Origin of the sequence: Streptomyces sp. TRM64462 (genome assembly GCF_013362995.1) — a bacterium.
In the GTDB taxonomy this organism is placed as follows: Bacteria; Actinomycetota; Actinomycetes; order Streptomycetales; family Streptomycetaceae; genus Streptomyces.
This window is the reverse complement of sequence record NZ_JABWDV010000376.1, coordinates 1-14252: the sequence shown is the minus strand read 5'-3', so window position 1 is coordinate 14252 and position 14252 is coordinate 1. Positions and strand designations below refer to the sequence as shown.

Genomic DNA, 14252 nt, shown 5'->3' with positions numbered 1-14252 from the left:
CCGCGGAGGCGCTCGCGGTGGGCCGCCGACGCCGTCGGCCCGCTGTCCCACCCCCCACTTGTCCCCCACCCCCCATGGCGGCCATGTATACCCACACAGACAGTGACAGACAGTTCCCCGGGCCCAGAGACGGCTCCCCCCATGCCGAAGCCGAAGCCGAAGCCAGCGCCGGCGGCGCCGGCGCCACAGCGGTCGGCCCGGCCGACCCGTACGACCCGTACGACTTGCGGCACCACGGTGACGCGGAGGTCCGGGACGAGAAGCTGACGGACCTCGCGGTCAACGTCCGCACGCACACGCCGCCGGACTGGCTGCGGGAGCGCATCGCGGCGTCCCTGACCGAGCTGGCGGCGTATCCGGACGGGCGGGCCGCGCGGGCCGCGGTGGCCGGGCGACACGGGCTGCCCGTGCGGCACGTGCTGCTGACGGCGGGTGCGGCCGAGGCGTTCGTGCTGCTGGCGCGGGCGCTGCGGGTGCGCCGGCCGGTGGTCGTGCATCCGCAGTTCACGGAGCCGGAGGCGGCCCTGCGGGACGCGGGGCACGAGGTGCGGCGGGTGCTGCTGCGCGAGGAGGACGGGTTCCGGCTGGACCCGGCGCTGGTGCCGGAGGACGCGGACCTGGTGGTGATCGGCAACCCGACGAACCCGACGTCGGTGCTGCACCCGGCGGACACGATCGCGGAGCTGGCCCGCCCGGGGCGGACGCTGGTGGTGGACGAGGCGTTCATGGACGCCGTGCCGGGTGAGCGGGAGGCGCTGGCCGGGCGTACGGACGTGCCGGGTCTTGTGGTGCTGCGGAGCCTGACGAAGACGTGGGGGCTGGCCGGTCTGCGGATCGGGTACGTCCTGGCGGCGCCGGAGACGGTGGCCGCGCTGGAGCGGGTGCAGCCGCTGTGGCCGGTGTCGACGCCGGCGCTGGTGGCGGCCGAGGCGTGCATGTCGGGCGCGGCGCTGGCGGAGGCGGAGGAGGCGGCGCGGCGGGTCGCGGTGGAGCGGGCCCATCTGCTGGCGGGGCTCGCCGAGTTCGACGAGGTGCGGGTGGTGGAGGCGGCCGAGGGGCCGTTCGTCCTGCTCCGCGTCGACGGTGCGGACGTCGTACGGGAGCGGCTGCGCGGGCTGGGCTTCGCGGCCCGCCGCGGTGACACGTTCCCGGGCCTGGGCCGGGACTGGCTCCGCCTCGCGGTCCGCGACCGCGTGACGACCAACAGCTTCCTCCAGGCCCTGGACCAGGCGTTGGTGATGGCGGGCTGCGCGAAGAACGACGCGGAGGGGTAACCGTCCTGGGGACGGCCACGGGCGGCGACGGGCGGCGGCTTCCCGCCCGTGGCCGTTCGCGTGTCCGGGCGTCGCGCCGCCCTTCGTACGGCTGTTACGTGAGGACCACGCAGCCGCGTCGGTCGAGTGCGGCGAGCAGCTCCGGGTCGGGGTCGACAGGGTTCCAGCGGAGGTCGAGCTTCTCCAGCGAGGGCAGGTCGGCGAGCCAGCCGGGCAGGGTGCGGACGCGGTTGCTCCGGAGGTCGAGGTGCCGGAGCAGCGGCAGGCCGGCGAGGAGTGTGGGGACTTCGGGCAGGGCGTTGTCGCGGAGGTCGAGATGCCGTAGCGCGGTGAGTCCGGTGACGGAGTCGGGGAGGCCGGTGAGGGCGTTGCCGCGCAGATGGAGTTCGCGGAGGCGGGTGAGTCGGCCGATGCCGGTGGGGAGTGCGGTGAGCCGGGTGTGCTGGGCGCGCAGTTCGATGAGGCCGGCCAGGTCGGCGAGGGTGTCGGGGAGCGCGGTGAGCGGGTTCTCACCGACGTTGAGGTAGCGCAGGGCGGTGAGCCGACCGAGGCTGCGCGGGAGTTCGGTGAGCCGGTTGTCGTGCAGGTAGAGGTACGCGGTGAGGGCGGGCAGCTCGCCGAGCTCGTCGGGGAGGGCCGTGAGCCGGTTGTGGCCGAGGTCGAGGGTGTGCAGCCGCCGCAGGCGGGCGATGTCGGGCGGGAGGTGGTCCAGGTCGTTGTCGGCGAGGATCAGCACGTCGAGGTCGGTGCGGTCCCACACGGAGTCGGGGACGTGTCCGAGACGGCGCCGCCAGAGGTTCAGGGTGACGGTCACGGGTGCTCTCCTCGGGGCGGGGGGGGCGGGCGCGGGCGCGGGGGCGGGGCCCGCTCGCGGGGCGGGCGGGCCCCTGGGTGGGGTGGGCTCGGTGGGTCAGGGGCGGTTGCGGGTGGCGGCCCGGCGGGCGATGAGGGCCGCGGCGGCGCCTGCCACGAGGAGGGCGGCCGCGCCGGTGAGGATGTACGGGGTGCGGGAGTCGGCGCCGGTGGCGGCGAGGGCTTCCTTGGGCCGGGGTTCACCGGCGGGTGGTTCGCCCGCCGGGGTCGCGGTGCCGGCCGACTGGGGCGTGAGGCCCTCGGTGGCCGGCGCCTCGGGGTTCCGCGCGGGCGCGGCGGGCTCGGCGGGGGTGGCGGGTCCAGGGGCGGCGGGCTCGGCGGGGGTCGCCTGTCCGGGCGCGGCGGGGGCGGCGGGCCGGGCCGGGGCCGTGCAGGTGGCTTCCGCGAGGGTGACCGTGCCGTGGACGTCCGCGACGTTCAGGTTGAGCGGGTCGACCTCGACCTTCAGCTCCAGTGCGGTGGCCGCCGCCGTCGCGGACGTGGTGGTACGCCGCGACAGGTCGAGCGTCACGCGGCCGACGCCCGGGACGTCGACCTGGGAGCGGCCGCCCGGCGTGAGGGTGACGCGCTTGCCGAGCACCGTGACGCGGCCGAGCACGTTCGACGCGGCGACCGGTGCCTCGCCCGCCACGCAGACCGCCTTGGCCGTGACCTCCTCGGCCTCGATCAGAGACAGCAGCGGCAGGCCCGGGAGGTGGACCCTGGCGCGGGCCAGCCGCACGCCGCCCTCCGCGCGGTGTGCGTCGGCGGTGGCCTTCGCCGTGGCCACGTCGGCGCGGAGGATGCTGACGGGCCTGCCCTGTTCGACGCCGTCGAGCCGGACGGTGAGGGCGGTCTTCTCGGCCGTCGCCGGGGCCTCGACCTCGTTGAGGGCCGCCCTGACCGGGACCCGCACGGCCTTGTCGAGCAGCGAGACGTCGAGCGCGGCGCGCAGGACGGCGGCGGTGGCTCGGCCGTCGCCGCCGGTGGTGGTGGCGGCGACGGGCGTGGCCGGGGCGGTGGAGGGCGCGGCCGGGGCCGTGGCGTGGGCTGCCGTGGCCGTGGCGAGCGGGCCGGCGGTCAGTCCGGCCGTGAGCGCGGCGGTCGCGAGCGCGGCGCGACGGCGCGAGGTGGTGCTGTTCACAGTGGTGGTTCCCCCTATGAAGGGCATGCGTCGCGAACATCCGCCCACAGGGACATGTGTGCGGGTGCGACTTGGGACAGGGGAATCCTGGCGGGGCGGAGGGTGAACCGGTGGACAAGTAACGGGAGTTCACCCTAAAGGGGTGTTTCGCGCGCGAGTTCGGATCGCTCGCGCGCGAAAGGCTCCCTAGTCGATGACCCGGCCGTTGAGGACGATCCGCCGCGGCGCCGCCAGCACGCGGACGTCTGCGCGCGGGTCGTCGTCGTAGACGACCAGGTCCGCCGGGGCGCCCTCCTCCAGGGCGGGGCGGCCCAGCCAGGCGCGGGCGCCCCAGGTGGTCGCGGAGAGCGCCCGCACCGGCGGGATGCCCGCCTTGACCAGTTCGGCCACCTCGGCGGCGACCAGGCCGTGGGCGAGGGAGCCGCCCGCGTCGGTGCCGACGAACACCGGGATGCCCGCGTCGTACGCGGAGCGCACCGTGTCGTACCGGCGGGCGTGCAAGCGCCGCATGTGGTCCGCCCAGCGCGGGAACTTGCTCTCTCCCCCGTCGGCCAGGCCCGGGAACGTGGCGATGTTGACGAGCGTCGGCACGATCGCGACGCCGCGCTCCGCGAACAGCGGGATGGTGTCGTCGGTCAGGCCCGTGGCGTGCTCGACGCAGTCGATGCCCGCCTCGACCAGGTCGCGCAGCGAGTCCTCGGCGAAACAGTGCGCGGTGACGCGGGCGCCGAGCCGGTGCGCCTCCGCGATGGCGGCCTCGACCTCGGCGCGCGGCCAGCACGCGGTGAGGTCGCCGGCCTCGCGGTCGATCCAGTCGCCGACGAGCTTCACCCAGCCGTCGCCGCGCCGCGCCTCGCGCCCGACGTAGGCGACGAGGTCGGCGGGCTCGATCTCGTGGGCGTAGTTGCGGATGTAGCGGCGGGTGCGGGCGATGTGCCGGCCCGCGCGGATGATCTTCGGGAGGTCCTCGCGGTCGTCGATCCACCGGGTGTCGGCGGCCGAACCGGCGTCGCGGATCAGGAGCGTGCCCGCGTCCCGGTCGGTGAGTGCCTGCTTCTCGCTGGTCGCCGCGTCGACGGCGCCGTGCGCGTCCAGGCCGACGTGGCAGTGCGCGTCGACCAGTCCGGGCAGCGCCCAGCCGGTCACCGTCCGCACGTCGCCGCCGGCGGCCCGCGGCCGGGTGTAGGTGACCCGGCCGCCGACGACCCAGAGCTCGTCGCGTACGTCCTCCGGGCCGACGAGCACCCGCCCCTTCACATGCAGCACCATGCGATCGCTCATGTCCTGAACTGTACGAGGGGCTGGGCACGCCCGGCAGGGCAGCCCTTGAGCAACCCTTGAGCAGCCCTTGAGCAGCCCGCACACCGGCCCGTACGCGGACGGCTACCGCCTGGGTGCCGACGCGCGTGGTCCCGGGAGGGCCGGGGCGGCCGTGGGCGCGGCGGGGACGGTGGGTGCGGCCGGGGCGGCAGGGGCGCCCGTCGCGGTGAGGGCATCCAGGAGCGCCTGGACGGGCGGCGGCGCCGGGGTGTCCGCGCGGATCGCGAGGGAGACCGGGACGCGCGGCGACGGGAGGGTACGGAACGCCAGGTCGTCGCTCTGGGGCAGGGCGCCGACCGGGTAGAACACCGTCCAGGACGGCTCGGAAGCGGTGGCCAGGGCGGTGAGGGTGTCCGCGAGGGTGGTGAACGGCGGGCCCGGCGTCCAGTCGGGTACGGCGGCCGTGACCAGGTCGTGGAAGGCCGGGTTCGCCTCGCGCGGGGCGAGCCGCAGGGGCAGCCGGGCCAGCCGCCCGAGCAGGGGCGCTTCGTACGCGGCGAGCGGGTGCGCGGCGGGCAGGGCGACGATCAGCGGGTCGGTCCACACCGGGTGGAGCACGAGCCCGGGGGCGCGGCGCACGGTGCGGACGAGGGCGGCGTCGAACGTACCGGAGCGCACCGCCGCGAGGCGGGCGTCCTGGGGGGCGCGTTCGAGCCGTACGCGCAGGCGGGGGCGGCCGTCGGCCAGCGTCCCGAGGGCGCGGTAGACCCGGTCGGCGAAGGCGCGGCTCGTGCCGAGGCGGACCAGGCCCTCCGTGCCCGCGGCGATCCCGGCGGCCGTCTCGCGGACGCGGCCGGCGGCGGCGAGCGCCGCCCGCGCCTCGGGCAGCAGGCTCTCGCCGGCCGCGGTGAGGCGCAGCGTCCTCGGCGGCCGCAGGGCGGGGGCGCCGTCGGCCTGCCGGTCGAAGAGGATGAGGCCCAGGGTCCGCTCCAGGGCGTCGATCCGGTCCATCACCGCTTCCGGTGCGGTGCGCAGCCGCTCGGCGGCGCGCCCGAGGCCGCCGAGTTCCTCGGCGACGGCGACGAAGTACTCCAGCTGACGCAGTTCCACAGCCGCGCCCACCCACCCTCATGTCACGGATCATGACTGCCGTCCCGGTCAACCACGCGCCGGTGACGGGTTCTTCCCCATGTGTACGGGCGGAGGACCGCTCTCCGCACAACGGCACGCGGAGAGCGCGGCCGGCGCGGGGCGGGGCACGGGAGACTGAGGGATCGGGGAGAGGGCCGGGGAGGGGTCGGGGAGGGTGCTTCCGCGCGCTTTTTGCGGCACTATTCAAGGCGTTCTCCCGGCGAATTCCCTTCGCTCTTCGGAGCGCCCTTCGGGTGGGCAGCACCCCGTATTCTTCTGCCCGGTTTCCCCGATCCTAAACGCCAAGATTTCAATACGATTCGGTGTGCAATTCGGTTACTTGTCAAGGATGTTAAGACGGTGTGACGGACTCCACATCACGCCCGGATTGCCCGGGAATTTCCGGGCAAAACGGCATGATCGCCGGTGCTCTTGCGCGAGCATGCGCACGCGCGATAGCACAGAAAAGCCGCCCGCCCAATACCTTCCGGCCATGCAATCGAAGAAATTGCTCGGTAAGTTCACTCCGTATGACCGCCGCACAAGCAGACCTTGCACGTGCCCGAAACGAATTCGCCGGAACGCTCATCGACAGTCCGCGCGTGGAGGACGGGGCCGCCATCTGGCGCATCGCCCGCGACTCCGAGGTCCTCGACCTCAACTCCTCCTACAGCTACCTCCTGTGGTGCCGGGACTTCGCCGCCACCTCCGTGGTCGCGCGCGACACCGCCGACGGTGAGCCGATCGCCTTCGTCACCGGCTACCTGAGGCCGGACCGCCCGGGAACCCTCGTCGTCTGGCAGGTGGCCGTGGACCACGGCCACCGCGGCCGGGGCCTGGCCGGCACCCTCCTGGAGGCGCTCGCCACGCGGGTCTCCGACCGGGGCGTGCACACCGTCGAGACGACCATCACGCCGGACAACACCGCGTCGGACCGGCTCTTCACCTCGTTCGCCGAGCGCCGCGGCGCGTCCCTGGAGCGCGAGGTCCTCTTCGACGGAGGACTGTTCCCGGAGGGCACCCACCAGCCCGAGGTGCTCTACCGCATCGCCCCGATCGCCCCCGCCGCTCCGACCGCCCCGACGCCACCGACGGCGGCCGGCGCCCGTGCCGACGCCTCCGCCTGAGCCGATCCCAGCCACCCCCTTCCCTCCCTCTGGAGTGACCCGCTGTGACCATCACCCCGCCCGCCCTGAGCGTCTTCGAGACCCTGGAGTCGGAGGTGCGCAGCTACTGCCGCGGTTGGCCGGCCGTGTTCGACCGCGCGCAGGGCGCCCGCCTCACCGACGAGGACGGCCACTCGTACCTCGACTTCTTCGCCGGGGCCGGATCCCTCAACTACGGCCACAACAACCCCGTGCTGAAGCGCGCGCTCATCGACTACCTGGAGCGCGACGGCATCACCCACGGCCTGGACATGGCGACGACCGCCAAACGCGCCTTCCTGGAGACCTTCCAGAACGTCGTGCTGCGGCCGCGTGACCTGCCGTACAAGGTCATGTTCCCGGGGCCGACGGGCACCAACGCCGTCGAGGCGGCGCTCAAGCTTGCCCGCAAGGTGAAGGGGCGCGAGTCGATCGTGTCGTTCACCAACGCCTTCCACGGCATGTCGCTGGGCTCCCTCGCCGTCACCGGCAACGCCTTCAAGCGCGCGGGCGCCGGCGTCCCGCTGGTGCACGGCACGCCGATGCCGTTCGACAACTACCTCGACGGCCGTGTCCCGGACTTCCTGTGGTTCGAGCGGCTCCTGGAGGACAGCGGCTCGGGCCTGAACCACCCGGCGGCCGTGATCGTCGAGACGGTGCAGGGCGAGGGTGGCATCAACGTGGCCCGCGCCGAGTGGCTGCGCGCCCTCGCGGACCTGTGCCGCCGCCGCGACATGCTGCTGATCGTCGACGACATCCAGATGGGCTGCGGCCGCACCGGTGCCTTCTTCTCCTTCGAGGAGGCCGGCATCACCCCGGACATCGTCACGCTGTCGAAGTCGATCAGCGGTTACGGGCTGCCGATGTCGCTCTGCCTGTTCAAGCCGGAGCTGGACGTGTGGGGCCCGGGCGAGCACAACGGCACGTTCCGCGGCAACAACCCGGCGTTCGTGACCGCGACGGCCACGCTCGACGCCTACTGGGCGGACGGCCAGATGGAGAAGCAGACCCTGGCGCGCGGCGAGCAGGTCGAGCAGGCGCTGCTGACGATCTGCGACGAGAACTCCGCCGACGGCGCCCACTTCCGGGGCCGCGGCCTCGTCTGGGGCGTGGAGTTCCCCGACAAGGAGCGGGCGACCCGGATCTGCCGGCGCGCCTTCGAGCTGGGGCTGCTCCTGGAGACGTCCGGCCCGGAGAGCGAGGTCGTGAAGCTGCTGCCGCCGCTGACCGTCACGCCCGAGGAGCTGGACGAGGGCCTGAGCACGCTGGCCCGCGCGGTCCGCGAAACGGCCTGACCGCCCGGCGGCCCGGCGGCCTGACGGCCTGGGTCTGACGGCCCGGCGCCCCGCTCCGTACACCCGCAACACCCGCAACACCCCACCACGAACCGAAAGGTGCAGTTGCCTTGATCGTCCGATCGTTGCAGGAGATCGAGAACACCGAACGTCACGTCAAATCCGCGTCCGGCACGTGGGAGAGCAAGCGGATCGTGCTCGCCCGCGAGAAAGTCGGCTTCTCGCTGCACGAGACCGTGCTGTACGCGGGCACGGAGACGTCCATGTGGTACGCGAACCACATCGAGGCGGTCCTGTGCGTCGAGGGCGAGGCCGAGCTGACCAACGACGAGACGGGCGAGGTCCACTGGATCGGGCCAGGCACGATGTACCTGCTCGACGGCCACGAGAAGCACACGCTGCGCCCCAAGACCGACTTCCGGGTCGTGTGCGTCTTCAACCCGCCCGTGACGGGGCGCGAGGACCACGACGAGAACGGTGTGTACCCCCTGCTGACGGAGGAGGACTGAGTATGGAGGACCTGTACCCCACGCGTGGCACGACCGAAGTGGCGACGCCCCGCCGCGACCCGGTGGTCTGGGGGCCGCTCGACGCGGACCTGGAGTCGTTCGAGCGGGACGGCTTCCTCGCGATCGAGGACCTGCTGGGCGATGAAGAGGTCGCCGTGTACAAGGCCGAGCTGGACCGGCTGATCGCCGACCCGGCCGTACGGGCGGACGAGCGGTCCATAGTCGAGCCGAAGTCGCAGTCCGTGCGCTCGGTGTTCGAGGTGCACCGGATGAGCGACGTCTTCGCGAAGCTGGTGCGCGACGAGCGGGTCGTGGGCATGGCGCGGAAGATTCTCGGCTCGGACGTGTACGTCCACCAGTCGCGGATCAACGTGAAGCCCGGCTTCGGGGCCTCCGGGTTCTACTGGCACTCGGACTTCGAGACCTGGCACGCCGAGGACGGACTGCCGCGGATGCGGACGGTCTCGGTGTCGATCGCGCTGACCCGGAACCACGACACCAACGGCGGCCTGATGATCATGCCGGGGTCGCACCGTACGTTCCTCGGTTGCGCGGGCGAGACGCCGAAGGACAACTACAAGAAGTCGCTGCAGATGCAGGACGCGGGCACGCCGTCGGACGAGGCGCTGACGCGGATGGCGGACGCGCACGGCATCCGGCTGTTCACGGGCCGGGCCGGGTCGGCGACGTGGTTCGACTGCAACGCGATGCACGGTTCGGGCGACAACATCACGCCGTACCCGCGGAGCAACGTCTTCATCGTGTTCAACAGCGTGGAGAACACGGCGGTGGAGCCGTTCGCGGCTCCGGTGAGGCGCCCGGAGTTCATCGGGGCGAGGGATTTCACGCCGGTGCAGTGAGCCGTACGCGGCGGTGCACCGTCCGAGCGGTGCACCGTGCGCAGCGGTGCACCGTACGCAGCCGTGAGCTGTACGTAGGTGTCGGGCCCGCCACCGGGTTGTTCCGGTGGCGGGCCCTTCGCGCCTACAGCGTCGGGTAGTCGGTGTAGCCGCGGTGGTCGCCGCCGTAGAAGGCGGCCGGGTCCGGCGTGTTGTACGGGCCGCCGGCCGCGAGGCGGGCGGGCAGGTCCGGGTTGGCCAGGAACAGCACGCCGAACGCGAGCATGTCGGCGGTGCCGTCCTCGATCAGCGCCAGCTCGTCGGCGCCGGTCGGGCGGCCGTCGGTGAACGGGTTGAGCATGAACGTGCCGGAGAACCGCTTGCGCAGCGCCAGGGAGATCTCGCGCTGGTCGCCGGTCGCCTCCAGAACGTGCAGGTAGGCGAGGCCGAGCGGCTCCAGGGCGGCCACGAGCGCGGTGTAGGCGGGCTCCGGATCGGCGTCGTCCATGTCGTTGTACGGGTTCCCGGGCGAGATGCGCAGCGCGGTCCGCTCGGCGCCGATCGCGTCGGCGACGGCCCGGGTGACCTCCACGGCGAAGCGGATGCGGCCCTCGGCGGAGCCGCCCCACTCGTCGGTGCGCCGGTTGGTGCCGGAGGCGATGAACTGGTGGACGAGGTAGCCGTTGGCGCCGTGGATCTCGACGCCGTCGAAGCCGGCCGCCACGGCGTTGCGGGCGGCGGTGGCGAAGTCGGCGATGACGCCGCGGATCTCGACGCCGGTCAGCTCGCGCGGGGTGACCATGTCCTTGGGGCCCTCCGCCGTGAAGACCTGGCCCTGGGCGGCGACGGCCGACGGTGCGACGGGGTGGAGGTCGCCGGGGAGGTCGGCGAGCAGGGAGGGGTGGCCGATGCGGCCCGCGTGCATGATCTGCGCGAAGATCCGGCCGCCCCGGGCGTGGACGGCGTCGGTGACCTTGCGCCAGGCGGCGATCTGCTCGTCGCTGTGCAGGCCGGGGGTGTTCGGGTATCCCTGGCCGCCGGGCGTGGGCTGGATGCCCTCGGTGATGATCAGGCCCGCGGAGGCGCGCTGCGCGTAGTACTCGGCCATGAGGTCGGTCGGGACGCGGCCGGGGGCGCGGTTGCGGGTCATGGGCGCCATGGCGATGCGGTTCGGCAGGGCGGCGCCGGCGAGGTCGATCGGGTCGAAGGCGGTGGTCATGGGGGACCTCCAGAGAGTTATGTGGTCGGCCAAGTAAAGGACCGGGGATCAGCGTAGCACCATTCGTTGGCCGACCAAGGAAAAGGATGCGAACGGATAGACTGGACGTCCCTGACCCGAGGAGTCCCCATGCCCGCCGACCGCCTGGCCACCGACCACGCGGACGCCGCCGACCGCCGGGACGCCGCCATCGACCGCGCCGACGCCGACCGCCCGGACGCCGCCGCCGTCCGCCACCAGGCGGCGTCTTCGGCGCGCTCCTGCTCCGAGGTCACGCCCTCGGCCGCGCGCGGCGGCCCGATCAGCCTGGCCCTGGCGCGGGTGGCCCGGCTGCACCGGATCGCGGCGGGGCGGTTCCTGAAGGCGGCGGGGCTCTACCCGGGCCAGGAGCTCGTGATGATGTACCTCTGGGACAGCGGCCCGGTCCGGCAGTCCGAGTTGATCAAGGCTCTGGAGGTGGACCCGTCGACGGTCACCAAGATGCTCCAGCGCCTGGAGCACGGCGGATATGTGCGCCGCTCCCCCGACCCGGCGGACCGCCGCGCGGTGCTCGTGGAGGCGACGCCCGGGAGCTGCGAGCTGCACAACGCGGTGGCGTCAGCGTGGACCGACCTGGAGGAGCACACCCTCGCCGGGCTCGGCCCGGAGGAGCGGGCCGAGCTGGCGGCGCTGCTGGGCAAGGTGGAGGACGGCCTCTGCGGCCTGGCACAGGACTGCCCGGCCGGCGGTGCGGAAGCCGCCGAGGAGTGCGCCCCTCAGGAGGAGTGCCCGGCGAGCCCGGAGAGCACGCCCAGCGCCCGGTCCACGTCGGCGGCCGAGTTGTAGAGGTGGAAGGACACCCGCAGGCTCCCGGCGCGGTCGGAGGCGATGACGCCCGCCCGGGCGAGCCCGGGCACCAGCCGGCCGAGCCCCGGGACGGCGACCGTCGCGGAAACGGCGGGCACGGATGCGTACCCCATCCGCTCGACTCCCGCGCGGAAACGGGCGGCAAGACCGGTCACGTGCGGGTGCACGGCCTCGACCCCGATCTCGTGGAGCAGCGCCAGTGACCGCTCGGCGCCGTGGTACGCGAGGAAGGCCGGGGCCTCGTCGAAGCGGCGCGCGGACGCGGCGAACCGCTCGACGGGCCCGTAGCAGCTCCCGTACCGGTCCTCGCCGGCGAACCAGCCCCCGTGGACCGGGACCAGCGACTCCTGCGCCTCCTCGGTGACGGTGAGGAAGGACGTGCCGCGCGGGCAGAGCAGGAACTTGTAGCCGCCGGCCACGGTGTAGTCGTACGCCCCGGCGTCCAGCGGCAGCCAGCCCGCCGACTGGGTCGCGTCCAGCAGCGTCCGCGCCCCGTGGGTGGCGGCGGCCTCGCGAAGGGCGGCCAGGTCCGCGACCCGGCCGTCGGCGGACTGGACGGACGAGAAGACGACGAGGTCGGTGCCGGGGCGCACCGCGCCGGCCAGCTCCTCCAGGGGCGCGGACCGCGCCTTCAGGTCGCCGCGCACCACGAACGGCGTGATGAGCGAGCTGAAGTCGCCCTCCGGGTAGAGGACTTCGGCGCCGGCGGGCAGCGAGGCGGCGACGATCGCGGCATGGGTGGAGACGGTGGCGCCGATCGCGACGCGGTCCGGGTCGACGCCGACGAGCCGGGCGAACCCGGCACGGGCGGCGGCCACCACCTCGAAGCTGCCCGCCCCGTCCGGCCCGCCGGCGGCGTTCTCCTCCGCGAGGAGCTTCACCGCTTCGACGGTACGGCGGGGCAGCAGCCCGCAGGTGGCGGTGTTCAGGTACGTCTGCGCGGGCGCGAACTCGGCGCCTCCCAAGGTGTCCATGCGTCCACCCTGGGACACCCCAACCCCCAAGTCAACCAAGAGATTTGAGGCGTGAGACCCAAGCTCTGCTTATACATCCGGCGTACGTTCCTCCAGCCGCCGTGCGTCCGCTCAGACGTCGCAGCTGCCGTCCACGTCACAGGCGGCGGCAGCGCTCCCGCCCACCGGCTGGAGGGCCCGGCCCTGCCAGGCCTGCTCCAGCGCCTGCGTGAAGACCTCGGCGGGCTGACCGCCGGAGACGCCGTAGCGGCGGTCGAGCACGAAGAACGGCACTCCCGTCGCGCCGAGCTCGGCGGCCTCGCGCTCGTCGGCGCGCACGTCGTCGGCGTACGCGTCCGGGTCGGCGAGCACGGCCCGCACCTCGGCCTCATCGAGCCCCGCCTCGACGCCGAGCCCGACCAGCACCTCGGAGTCGTACACGGACCGCTCCTCGGCGAAGTTGGCCCGGTAGGCGAGGTTCAGCAGCTCGTCCTGGCGTCCGCGCGCCTTGGCGAGGTGCAGCAGCCGGTGTATGTCGAAGGTGCTGCCGTGCGTGCGCCCCTCGACCCGGTACTCCAGCCCCTGCCCGCGCGCCACGGACGCGACGTGCTCCTCCATGGCCCGCGCCTCGTCGCGCGTCCGCCCGTACTTCTGGGCGAGCATGTCGACGACGGGCGCGACGTCCCCCTTGACCCGCCCGGGGTCGAGTTCGAACGACCGGTGTACGACCTCGACCTCGTCCCGGTGCGCGAACGCGGCGAGCCCTTCCTCGAACCGGGACTTGCCGATGTAGCACCACGGGCAGGCGATGTCGCTCCAGATCTCGACGCGCATGTCTTGCTCTCTCCAGGGTCGTACGGGCGCGGGGGCGCGGGCGGGAAGGATGCGGAGGCTTCCTCCGTACCCGTCTGCCCAACACCGCGTCCCGCGGTCCTGTTCCCGCGCGCGCGTCGCGGGTTTACGGCCCGGGAGCCCGGTAACGCGGTAACGGACCGGGCCCGGGAAGGGGGCTTCCTCATGACGCAGCCCCGTACGTTCGACGTGGTGTCGCTCAAGGCCTTCATCGAGCGGGAGACGGCGGCCCTGCGCGCCGATGTGCGGCAGGCGACCGAGGAGGCCGGGGCGGCCGCGGCGTCGGTGGCGGGCGAGGGCGGCGCGGTGGGCGCGGAGGGCGAGGAGGGCGCCGGGCACCGGGTGGCCACGCAGTGTCCGTGCGGGCAGGGCAACGGGGCGTTGCACAGCTGCGTCGGCGCGGGCGCCGCACACGACCCGTGGCGGTGCCTGTGCGCCACGCTGCCCGCGATCCCGGCCTCGGCGGCGCTGCTGGAGCCGGTGCGGGACGAGTCCGGCGCGATCACCGACTTCCTCATCCGGGCGGGCAACCATGTGCGCTCCTCCGAGTGGCTCGTCCCGCCCGACGAGCAGGTCGGCCGCCGGTATCTCGCGGCGCGGCCGGGAGCGGCCGCCGGGGGGCTGCTGGACGCGCTCACCGAGGTGCTGGAGACGGGCAGGGCGCTGAACGGCCTGGTCGTGGACTACACGGAGGAGCGGTTCGGGCGGCTGCGGCGGGTGCAGCTCGTGCACCACGCGGCGTGCTGCGGGGACCGGGTGCTGATGACCTGGCGGCCGGTGCGCAGCCAGGCGGAGCTGCTGACGATCGACGCGCAGCACCTGGCGTCCATGGGGTGGGGGCGCTGGGGAGTGTCCGCAAAGTAGCGTCGTCCGCCCGCAGGGCGGGCCGGTCGGCGTCTGGTGCGTGCGATCGCAAGGCGGAGGAGGGAGTCG

At 73.7% G+C, this 14252-nt stretch carries 14 protein-coding genes; 7 read left to right on the top strand and 7 right to left on the bottom strand.

What is annotated here, in order from left to right:
• Nucleotides 1-83 precede the first annotated feature (83 nt).
• Entirely contained in the window at nt 84-1274 is a 1191-nt protein-coding gene (gene cobC, locus HTZ82_RS21235; protein WP_175411033.1) for an Rv2231c family pyridoxal phosphate-dependent protein CobC, read from the top strand.
• 94 nt (nt 1275-1368) lie between these two features.
• On the opposite strand, the gene HTZ82_RS21230 is transcribed toward cobC, so the two are convergent.
• The 4 genes from HTZ82_RS21230 to HTZ82_RS21215 all read right to left on the bottom strand — a co-directional run bounded on the left by HTZ82_RS21230 (nt 1369) and on the right by HTZ82_RS21215 (nt 5640).
• The gene (locus HTZ82_RS21230; protein ID WP_309235600.1) at nt 1369-2088 is read right to left on the bottom strand and encodes a leucine-rich repeat domain-containing protein; all 720 of its coding nucleotides are present in this window, start codon (nt 2086-2088) and stop codon (nt 1369-1371) included.
• Between the two features lie 96 nt (nt 2089-2184).
• Nucleotides 2185-3270 (bottom strand): SCO1860 family LAETG-anchored protein, encoded by a 1086-nt coding sequence (locus tag HTZ82_RS21225; RefSeq protein ID WP_175411032.1) that lies wholly within the window; start codon nt 3268-3270, stop codon nt 2185-2187.
• Nucleotides 3271-3456: 186 nt separating this feature from the next.
• Nucleotides 3457-4551 (bottom strand): amidohydrolase family protein, encoded by a 1095-nt coding sequence (locus HTZ82_RS21220; RefSeq protein WP_175411031.1) that lies wholly within the window; start codon nt 4549-4551, stop codon nt 3457-3459.
• A gap of 102 nt (nt 4552-4653) precedes the next feature.
• Nucleotides 4654-5640: a LysR family transcriptional regulator gene (locus tag HTZ82_RS21215; RefSeq protein ID WP_175411030.1), complete on the bottom strand. Its 987-nt coding sequence runs from the start codon at nt 5638-5640 to the stop codon at nt 4654-4656.
• A gap of 551 nt (nt 5641-6191) precedes the next feature.
• Here HTZ82_RS21215 and ectA point away from each other — a divergent pair.
• The 4 genes from ectA (at nt 6192) to thpD (ending at nt 9470) form a co-directional block, all read left to right on the top strand.
• Nucleotides 6192-6788, top strand: coding sequence for a diaminobutyrate acetyltransferase (ectA, locus tag HTZ82_RS21210; protein ID WP_175411029.1), 597 nt, complete (start codon nt 6192-6194; stop codon nt 6786-6788).
• Between the two features lie 44 nt (nt 6789-6832).
• The gene (ectB, locus tag HTZ82_RS21205) at nt 6833-8101 is read left to right on the top strand and encodes a diaminobutyrate--2-oxoglutarate transaminase (protein ID WP_175411028.1); all 1269 of its coding nucleotides are present in this window, start codon (nt 6833-6835) and stop codon (nt 8099-8101) included.
• Nucleotides 8102-8211: 110 nt separating this feature from the next.
• Nucleotides 8212-8610, top strand: a complete 399-nt coding sequence (locus HTZ82_RS21200; protein ID WP_175411027.1) for an ectoine synthase — start codon at nt 8212-8214, stop codon at nt 8608-8610.
• Nucleotides 8611-8612: 2 nt separating this feature from the next.
• A complete protein-coding gene (thpD, locus tag HTZ82_RS21195) occupies nt 8613-9470 on the top strand; it encodes an ectoine hydroxylase (RefSeq protein WP_175411026.1) in 858 nt (285 codons plus the stop codon).
• A gap of 124 nt (nt 9471-9594) precedes the next feature.
• On the opposite strand, the gene HTZ82_RS21190 is transcribed toward thpD, so the two are convergent.
• The gene (locus HTZ82_RS21190) at nt 9595-10668 is read right to left on the bottom strand and encodes an alkene reductase (protein ID WP_175411025.1); all 1074 of its coding nucleotides are present in this window, start codon (nt 10666-10668) and stop codon (nt 9595-9597) included.
• Between the two features lie 189 nt (nt 10669-10857).
• Between HTZ82_RS21190 and HTZ82_RS21185 the strand changes: the two genes are divergently transcribed.
• Nucleotides 10858-11493 carry a MarR family winged helix-turn-helix transcriptional regulator gene (locus HTZ82_RS21185; RefSeq protein WP_309235601.1) on the top strand — a complete coding sequence of 212 codons (636 nt, stop codon included), beginning with the start codon at nt 10858-10860 and terminating at the stop codon, nt 11491-11493.
• On the opposite strand, the gene HTZ82_RS21180 is transcribed toward HTZ82_RS21185, so the two are convergent.
• Both HTZ82_RS21180 and HTZ82_RS21175 read right to left on the bottom strand, forming a co-directional pair.
• Nucleotides 11424-12488, bottom strand: a complete 1065-nt coding sequence (locus HTZ82_RS21180) for an aminotransferase class V-fold PLP-dependent enzyme (protein WP_175411023.1) — start codon at nt 12486-12488, stop codon at nt 11424-11426. The two genes, HTZ82_RS21185 and HTZ82_RS21180, sit on opposite strands and share 70 nt — an antisense overlap.
• A 111-nt stretch (nt 12489-12599) precedes the next feature.
• The gene (locus HTZ82_RS21175; RefSeq protein WP_175411022.1) at nt 12600-13301 is read right to left on the bottom strand and encodes a DsbA family oxidoreductase; all 702 of its coding nucleotides are present in this window, start codon (nt 13299-13301) and stop codon (nt 12600-12602) included.
• Nucleotides 13302-13484: 183 nt separating this feature from the next.
• On the opposite strand from HTZ82_RS21175, the gene HTZ82_RS21170 reads away from it, so the two are divergent.
• A complete protein-coding gene (locus HTZ82_RS21170; RefSeq protein WP_175411021.1) occupies nt 13485-14183 on the top strand; it encodes a hypothetical protein in 699 nt (232 codons plus the stop codon).
• The last annotated feature ends 69 nt before the right edge of the window (nt 14184-14252 follow it).

What these genes read in the sequence shown, in the direction of transcription:
- cobC (WP_175411033.1), top strand. Translation starts at nt 84, where the DNA reads ATGTATACCCACACAGACAGTGACAGACAGTTCCCCGGGCCCAGAGAC.
- HTZ82_RS21220 (WP_175411031.1), bottom strand. Translation starts at nt 4,551, where the DNA reads ATGAGCGATCGCATGGTGCTGCATGTGAAGGGGCGGGTGCTCGTCGGC.
- ectA (WP_175411029.1), top strand. Translation starts at nt 6,192, where the DNA reads ATGACCGCCGCACAAGCAGACCTTGCACGTGCCCGAAACGAATTCGCC.
- thpD (WP_175411026.1), top strand. Translation starts at nt 8,613, where the DNA reads ATGGAGGACCTGTACCCCACGCGTGGCACGACCGAAGTGGCGACGCCC.
- HTZ82_RS21190 (WP_175411025.1), bottom strand. Translation starts at nt 10,668, where the DNA reads ATGACCACCGCCTTCGACCCGATCGACCTCGCCGGCGCCGCCCTGCCG.
- HTZ82_RS21180 (WP_175411023.1), bottom strand. Translation starts at nt 12,488, where the DNA reads ATGGACACCTTGGGAGGCGCCGAGTTCGCGCCCGCGCAGACGTACCTG.
- HTZ82_RS21175 (WP_175411022.1), bottom strand. Translation starts at nt 13,301, where the DNA reads ATGCGCGTCGAGATCTGGAGCGACATCGCCTGCCCGTGGTGCTACATC.
- HTZ82_RS21170 (WP_175411021.1), top strand. Translation starts at nt 13,485, where the DNA reads ATGACGCAGCCCCGTACGTTCGACGTGGTGTCGCTCAAGGCCTTCATC.